Origin of the sequence: Acinetobacter sp. AKBS16, from assembly GCF_002899995.1 — a bacterium.
Classification (GTDB): domain Bacteria; phylum Pseudomonadota; class Gammaproteobacteria; order Pseudomonadales; family Moraxellaceae; genus Acinetobacter; species Acinetobacter baumannii.
Window position 1 is genome coordinate 145,392 of the sequence record NZ_POYH01000101.1, and the last position, 7,045, is coordinate 152,436.

The window sequence follows — 7,045 nt, forward strand, 5'->3', positions numbered from 1 at the left end:
CTGCTGATTATTGCGTTGATTTGCTTGATTATTAGTAGTGCTCATTTTTAATACCTCATATCAATTATGACGATGTGTTTTATCTGAGAGCTTCAGATAGGGTTATTAAAACATGTAGATTTTAAATGTGTAGGGTAGGGGTGTTACCCTATATTTAACTGTAAACTTAAAATTTATAAATTTTAAATAACTTGCTGATTTTTAATGTATGTAATTTTAAGTCATAAACATTATTAATATGAACATTTAAAAAATTACATTTCAGCACATAATATTTAAGAAAGATAATAAATATTTCTAAATGTATATTTGTTAACTTTTATATAAAATTAACGCCTTTTGTCTTCTAATATAATAAGTTTTATATCTTGAGTAACATAGTAAATTAACTTTCTTAGTTTTAAAAAGGCAGGCCCCCTTAAAACACGTCTAAAATTATAAAAATTATTTTTATAATATATTGAATAAAAGAAAGTACCTACAGGTTTTTCTGGTGTTTCAGAGCCGCCTTTTTTCAAAAGACCTGTGCAGGCAACATACAGGTCAGCATGTAAAAGTTCTTTACCTTTATTAATCATTTCAACAGTTACTTGCATTGATTCTGCAGTATATTTTTCAATAAGCTCTTCTGAAATATGTAAGGTATTTTCCTTTACGCGAAGGTCGTAACTCACAAGGCTTCCAATCAGAATATCGCCTGAATAAGGACTTAAAGAGAAACGATAAGCAAGGTAACCCGCAGAGGCGCTTTCAAAAAATGCAATTTTAATTTTTTCCTTTGCTAATAATTCGCAACATTTATTGAACATTTTAATTCTCCCTACAATTGTTTTTAAAATGTTATAAAACTATTTAATTGTTTGCTTTGTTATTTTTTTAATGTTTATAATTTTGATGGTGAAGTTAATGTAAAATTGGATTAAGTTTTGCAAATTTTATATAAAAACAGCAGCTTAAATAATACTAAAAGTTTAAATGTAATTTTACGTTATTTTATATGTCTATGAATTTTTTAGATTTATTGTATTTACCTTATTTTTTAATAACGCAAAATAACAAACTTAAAACTCGATTATAGTTAGGGTGACGTATGGTAATTGATATCTCACAAACGGAGAATGAAAATGCCTGTTGTAGTGAAAAAACGATTATTAGACTTATTACAAGATAATCAACAAAATTATTATGAATTGTTTGTTTTTTTCCTTGATCCTGATGTTTCTAGCTTTGAGAAAGAGAAAAAGGCTAGAGATTTTCTTGCTAAAGAGATAGATAAACTAGAGATGAAGGAAATAGATTTTCCTTCGGATATCAATTTGATTAAGGCATGGTGTGAAAACGATAATAAAAAAAATTGTCAGGAATTTCAGGCATATTTAAATCGTAGACAATCTGGTCAAGATAGAGAGTATTTTAAGAACGTCGCTCAGGCATTTGAGTTTTTAATAAAGGTGTCTCCAACCAAAAAAGTAGACGGTGCATGGCTATATAGCTCAGTGCATTATTGGAATGATCCTATTTTTCATGAATTAATTATTACTTATCTCGAAGAGCTTGGGTTAGGTGAGCCAAAAGCAAACCATGTCTGTATCTATGACGACCTTTTACGCAGTCTAGGGCTAGACAGTTTCGATCTGCTTTTAGAAGACGAGTATTATCATCAAGCAGTTGTGCAGCTTGCTCTGGGTTATGCACCTCCTGAGTTTATTCCCGAGATTGTGGGTTTTAATTTAGGCTATGAGCAGTTACCACTGCATCTTTTAATTTCCAATTATGAGCTTGCTGAATTAGGTATTGATTCTAAATACTTTAATCTTCATATCACTATCGACAATATTGACAATGGTCATGCCTATAAAGCCATTAAAGTTATTGAAGATATTTATAATAAATATAAAGATAAAAAACTCTTCTTGACCAAGCTAAAACGTGGTTTTGCCCTTAATAATCATGGGGTGTCCTCTTCAAACATTATAAAAAATTTAAATACTGAAGACTTTGTCCATAGAATTTTCAAAAGAAAGGCGCTTGTCGGTCAGTTAATTCATAACGAAACCAGACAGTTTGGGTGCAAGACCATTAATCAATGGTTATCAAATCCCGATGACATTGCAGGTTTAATCACTCATTTAACTGAACACAAATGGATTAAGTTTAATACCGACCCTGAACAGAGCGTATTCTGGCGAATGATTAATGAAGAAAATGGAAAAATGTTTGGGGTGTTTAACCCTGTAGAGCGCCAAATTATTCATGACTGGATTGCTGGTAGTGATCATTCTTCTAGCTTCTTGGCATACAGCAGAGAACTAAAGAATAGCCAGCGTATTCAGGACTATCTATTTAGTTATATCTCGGATGGCGAGCTTGATGCACTACAAGAGCGAGTCCAACAATCAAGTGACCTTGCCATAAAGATTTGCAAACTTACTCCGTTTCTTGCCCCAGATTCTCATCATAAAAGTATTGGTCTTTGGAGTACTCGTAAATACGTAGAACTCCTTTTTCCTTATTTAGGTACGTTTAAAAACTAGTTTTATAAACGTTTTCTACTTCAACCCCAAGTTTAACTTTCAAAAACATAGGTAATGGACATGAACGACAATACTAAATCAACCAATAAAACAAGTGAAATGGCTGGTGCCGATGCAGCAAATAAAGCCAATACTACCCAGAAAACTGAACAGTTAGACACAGTTAGAGATGATGCAACTAATGAAGCTTTAACCACAAATCAGGGGGTTAAAATAGCGGATAACCAAAATAGCTTAAGAGCGGGTATTCGTGGCTCCACTTTATTGGAAGATTTCATTTTAAGAGAAAAAATCACCCACTTTGACCATGAGCGTATACCTGAGCGTATTGTGCATGCGCGTGGTGTAGGGGCACATGGTTATTTTCAGGCATATGAAGGAAACGAACGTTTAACCAAAGCTGGATTCTTGACAGACCCAACTATTCAGACGCCTATTTTTGTACGTTTTTCAACAGTGCAAGGGCCTCGTGGTTCTGCCGACACTGTTCGTGATATCCGCGGTTTTGCCATTAAGTTTTATACCCAAGAAGGTAACTTCGACTTGGTAGGAAATAACGCACCTGTCTTTTTTGTGCAAGACGGGATTAAATTTCCAGACTTTGTACATGCGGTAAAACCTGAACCGGACACAGAAATCCCAACGGGTGCAACTGCGCATGATACTTTCTGGGATTTTGTATCTTTAGTGCCCGAGTCAGCACATGCTGTAATTTGGGCGATGTCAGACCGTGCGATTCCTCGTAACTTACGTTCGATCCAAGGTTTTGGTGTGCATACGTTCCGTTTAATTAATGCTGAAGGTAAATCACATTTTGTGAAATTTCACTGGACACCAAAACAAGGTTTGAGTGCGCTAGTATGGGATGAAGCTCAAAAACTTGCGGGTAAAGACCCGGATTTTCACCGTCGTGATCTTTATGAAGCAATTGAGCAAGGTTTTTATCCAGAATGGGAACTCGGCGTGCAGATTGTCGAAGAAGAAGATGAAATGAACTTTGACTTCGATTTGCTGGACCCAACAAAAATTATTCCCGAAGAATTAGTTCCTGTTACACCAATTGGCCGATTTGTTTTAAATAGAAATGTAGATAACTTCTTTGCTGAAACAGAGCAGGTAGCTTTCTGTCCGGGTCATGTAGTACCTGGTATTGATTTTACAGATGACCCGCTTTTACAAGCACGTCTATTTTCATACACAGATACCCAGTTAAGCCGTTTAGGTGGACCAAACTTCCACCAAATTCCGATTAACAAACCTGTATGTCCATTCCATAACAATCAACGTGATGGTATTCATCAGCATACCATTCATAAAGGACAGGCTGCATATCAACCAAACTCAATTGATGGAAATTGGCCAGCAGAAACACCGCCAGCGGCATCAAATGGTGGTTTTGAAAGTTATCCTGAAAAAATTAGTGGACATAAACTTCGTCAAAGAAGTGAGACGTTCTCTGATTATTTCTCTCAACCGCGACTATATTACAAAAGCCTTGCACCGCATGAACAAAAACATGTGGTCGATGCCTATACTTTTGAATTAAGTAAAGTTCAAAGAAAGCATATTCGTGAGCGTCAAGTTCAACAAATTTTGGCTAATATCGACCTGGATTTGGCACGCCAAGTAGGGGCAAATTTAGGTATTGAAGTGCCTGACTTAACCCTAAATTATAAGAAAACAGCAGTTGAAAAATCTGCCAAGTTATCTTTTTTAGCTTTCCCACCTGAAGATATTCAAGGTAGAAAAGTTGCCGTACTTATCCATAATCTGGTGAAGTCTGATGCATTGGAGGCTATTAAAAACTGGGCAATTAAAGAAGGCGTAATCCTTCACTTACTAGCGCCGAGCTTGGCTCCAGTAAAAGATCATAAAGATAACGTTATTGTGGCTGATGGCATGCAAATGTCTGAGCCTTCAATTGCCTATGATGCGGTAATTATTCCGGATGGCGATAACCTAAATACGGTTATGCAAGACGGGGTAGCTCGCCATTACTTACTCGAAGCTTATAAGCACTTAAAGCCAATCGTATTTTTAGGTAATAAATCTGATTTGCTTGAACCATTAGGTTTAGTGGCGGATGAAGGAACTTTAATTGAAGATGAATTCCCGCATGTTGCGGAAAAATTTAAGAACCTGATTAAAGCACACCGTGTTTGGTCACGAGAACAAATAGCCGCACATGTACCGGCTTAAATAAAAAAGCCCTGAAAGTTTAAATGCTTTCAGGGCTTTTTCTAACTTATATCATTAGCCATTAACAATTTGACCGCCATTTACATGAATAACCTGACCAGTAATATAACTTGCATCATCTGAGGCAAGGAAAAGGTAAGCAGGGGCGACTTCACTTGGCTGACCCATTCTACCCATTGGGGTATCTTTACCAAACTTTTCGACGGTCTCGGCATCGAAACTACTTGGAATAAGGGGAGTCCAGATTGGGCCTGGTGCAACACCATTTACACGAATACCTTTTTTCTGCTTCATTAAATTGTTCGATAGACTACGAGTAAAAGAGGTAATTGCACCTTTAGTACTTGCATAGTCAATCAACTCATCATGACCTTGGTAACTGGTAATACTAGTGGTGTTAATAATGCTATCGCCTTCCTCCATATAAGGAATGGCTTCTTTGGTTAAATAAAACATGGCAAAAATATTTGTTTTAAATGTTTTTTCTAATTGTTCATTACTAATACTTTCAATTTCTTTTTGTTGATATTGCACACCCGCATTATTCACTAAAATATTAATTTTACCAAAATGCTGTAAAACCTTATCAATATTTTGTTTTGCAAGGTCTGGATCGGAAATATCACCTTTTAATAAAAGACATTGTTGTCCTTCCTTTTCAATAAGCTGTTTAGTAATTTCGGCATCTTGGTCTTCTTCAAGGTACAGTACAGCAATATCGGCACCTTCACGGGCAAATAGTACGGCAACTGAACGGCCTATACCGCTATCACCACCGCTAATGACGGCAACTTTGCCTTTTAGTTTTTCACTGCCTTTATGGGATGCTTTAATAATTTCTGGTTCAGGATGCATTTTCTCCTGATCACCTGGCTGATGAGGTTGAACTTGTGCAGGAACTTCTGATGGATACTGATTCGTTGTATTTTCCATGTCTAGACTACCTCTATTTAATTTTCAGTCTCTCTATATTGGTTAATCTGCACGTGAATATGAGTAAATAGTCTTTTTTAAAAAGTTGTCTTTGTTATTTTATATATAAGGATGTAAAAAAATATAACATATCAAGTTAGTTAGATAATATCTAATAACTTAACCTTATTTTTATCAATCATACTTTCAACAATTGATCGATTTCCTGTATCATTTAGCCAATTTTCTATAGGTATATAATTAGACAAATCTAAAATTTCTTTTATTACTGTTTCCGCTTCGACTATATTTTTTAAGTCATCTTTATTTTTAATATTTTTAACAACTATATTATCTAGTAATTTTTTTATATCTTCCGTTTCAATATTTTTTGATTTAATAATATACAAGTCTCTCTGAAAAGGATGGCTTGCGTGAGGCGGGTCTAATCTATAGCTCCATTCTTGGTTATAATCTTGCCAAGAATTTTTTATTTCAATATTACTGAGTAAAATTTCAGGTACAGAAATATGAATATATTGTAGTGTTGAGTGTGTATGAGTAGGTTGCATCATTCTTTTCTCACAAATATTATATGTTAATTTTAAATCTTGATTTTAATCACTCAAGTAAAGTTTTTATGCAAAATTAATAGTTTATGTTATTGTTTTTAAATAATTTTAATTATATTTTATGTTTGTTTCTTCAATAGTGAAGATGTTTTTGTTTTTTATTGATTTGTACGTTATGAAAGTTTGTGTTATTTAGCCTGAATTTTTAAATGCATTTGTAAAAATATATTGTTATGTAGGTTTGAGTAATAATAAGTATGGTGAGTATTTAAAAAGTAAAATTAGCTAATAATTGATAAATATTTTAACTAAGAAAATCTTCATTTAAATAATGATATTAGAGTTTTTGTTTGAAATTTAAATTATATACATTTAAAAAGATTGAAACATAGCATGGGTATAAAAATATTTTAAATCTCTTATCTTAAATTTATCCGTTCAATAAAAGCGGTAGCGACTTATAATTTTAATATAGGAAGATATAACTATGGCTAATACTAGATATGAAGATGATAACAATAGTTCAGGTACTTCAAATCGTGGATTTGCAAGTATGGATCCTGAAAGAGTCAGAGAAATAGCCAGTAAAGGTGGGCGAGCTGCACATGCCAGTGGCAATGCGCATGAATTTACTTCAGAAGAAGCTCGTGAAGCTGGCCGTGCTGCACATGCCAGTGGTAACGCACATGAATTTACCTCAGAAGAGGCTCGTGAAGCTGGTGCTTTAAGTCATAAAAACGATGATCGTAATGGTCGTGGTCGCAGCCGTTATGATGACGACGAAGATGATGACCGCGGCCGTTCAAGCGGTCGAGGCCGTGGCCGCAG

The 7,045-nt window shown here is 34.7% G+C and carries 6 protein-coding genes; 3 read left to right on the forward strand and 3 right to left on the reverse strand.

The genetic code is table 11. The annotated features are described in order from the left end of the window. Nucleotides 1-329: 329 nt before the first annotated feature. Entirely contained in the window at nt 330-809 is a 480-nt protein-coding gene (locus C1642_RS18810; RefSeq protein WP_000482091.1) for a CinA family protein, read from the reverse strand. A 315-nt stretch (nt 810-1,124) separates the two neighbouring features. Between C1642_RS18810 and C1642_RS18815 the strand changes: the two genes are divergently transcribed. Together C1642_RS18815 and katE are read left to right on the forward strand one after the other, a co-directional pair. Further along, nucleotides 1,125-2,534 carry an iron-containing redox enzyme family protein gene (locus C1642_RS18815; protein WP_103236751.1) on the forward strand — a complete coding sequence of 470 codons (1,410 nt, stop codon included), beginning with the start codon at nt 1,125-1,127 and terminating at the stop codon, nt 2,532-2,534. Between the two features lie 54 nt (nt 2,535-2,588). Continuing rightward, nucleotides 2,589-4,733 carry a catalase HPII gene (katE, locus tag C1642_RS18820; RefSeq protein ID WP_103236752.1) on the forward strand — a complete coding sequence of 715 codons (2,145 nt, stop codon included), beginning with the start codon at nt 2,589-2,591 and terminating at the stop codon, nt 4,731-4,733. A 54-nt stretch (nt 4,734-4,787) separates the two neighbouring features. Here the strand turns inward: katE and C1642_RS18825 are convergent, their stop codons facing one another. Both C1642_RS18825 and C1642_RS18830 read right to left on the reverse strand, forming a co-directional pair. After that, the gene (locus C1642_RS18825) at nt 4,788-5,666 is read right to left on the reverse strand and encodes an SDR family oxidoreductase (protein WP_000432325.1); all 879 of its coding nucleotides are present in this window, start codon (nt 5,664-5,666) and stop codon (nt 4,788-4,790) included. Between the two features lie 140 nt (nt 5,667-5,806). Next, entirely contained in the window at nt 5,807-6,220 is a 414-nt protein-coding gene (locus C1642_RS18830; protein ID WP_058207732.1) for a DUF6367 family protein, read from the reverse strand. 484 nt (nt 6,221-6,704) lie between these two features. Between C1642_RS18830 and C1642_RS18835 the strand changes: the two genes are divergently transcribed. Beyond that, the coding region (locus tag C1642_RS18835) for a KGG domain-containing protein (RefSeq protein ID WP_228154008.1) at nt 6,705-7,045 on the forward strand (341 nt) is incomplete at its 3' end.

What these genes read in the sequence shown, in the direction of transcription:
- C1642_RS18810 (WP_000482091.1), bottom strand. Translation starts at nt 809, where the DNA reads ATGTTCAATAAATGTTGCGAATTATTAGCAAAGGAAAAAATTAAAATT.
- C1642_RS18815 (WP_103236751.1), top strand. Translation starts at nt 1,125, where the DNA reads ATGCCTGTTGTAGTGAAAAAACGATTATTAGACTTATTACAAGATAAT.
- katE (WP_103236752.1), top strand. Translation starts at nt 2,589, where the DNA reads ATGGACATGAACGACAATACTAAATCAACCAATAAAACAAGTGAAATG.
- C1642_RS18825 (WP_000432325.1), bottom strand. Translation starts at nt 5,666, where the DNA reads ATGGAAAATACAACGAATCAGTATCCATCAGAAGTTCCTGCACAAGTT.
- C1642_RS18830 (WP_058207732.1), bottom strand. Translation starts at nt 6,220, where the DNA reads ATGATGCAACCTACTCATACACACTCAACACTACAATATATTCATATT.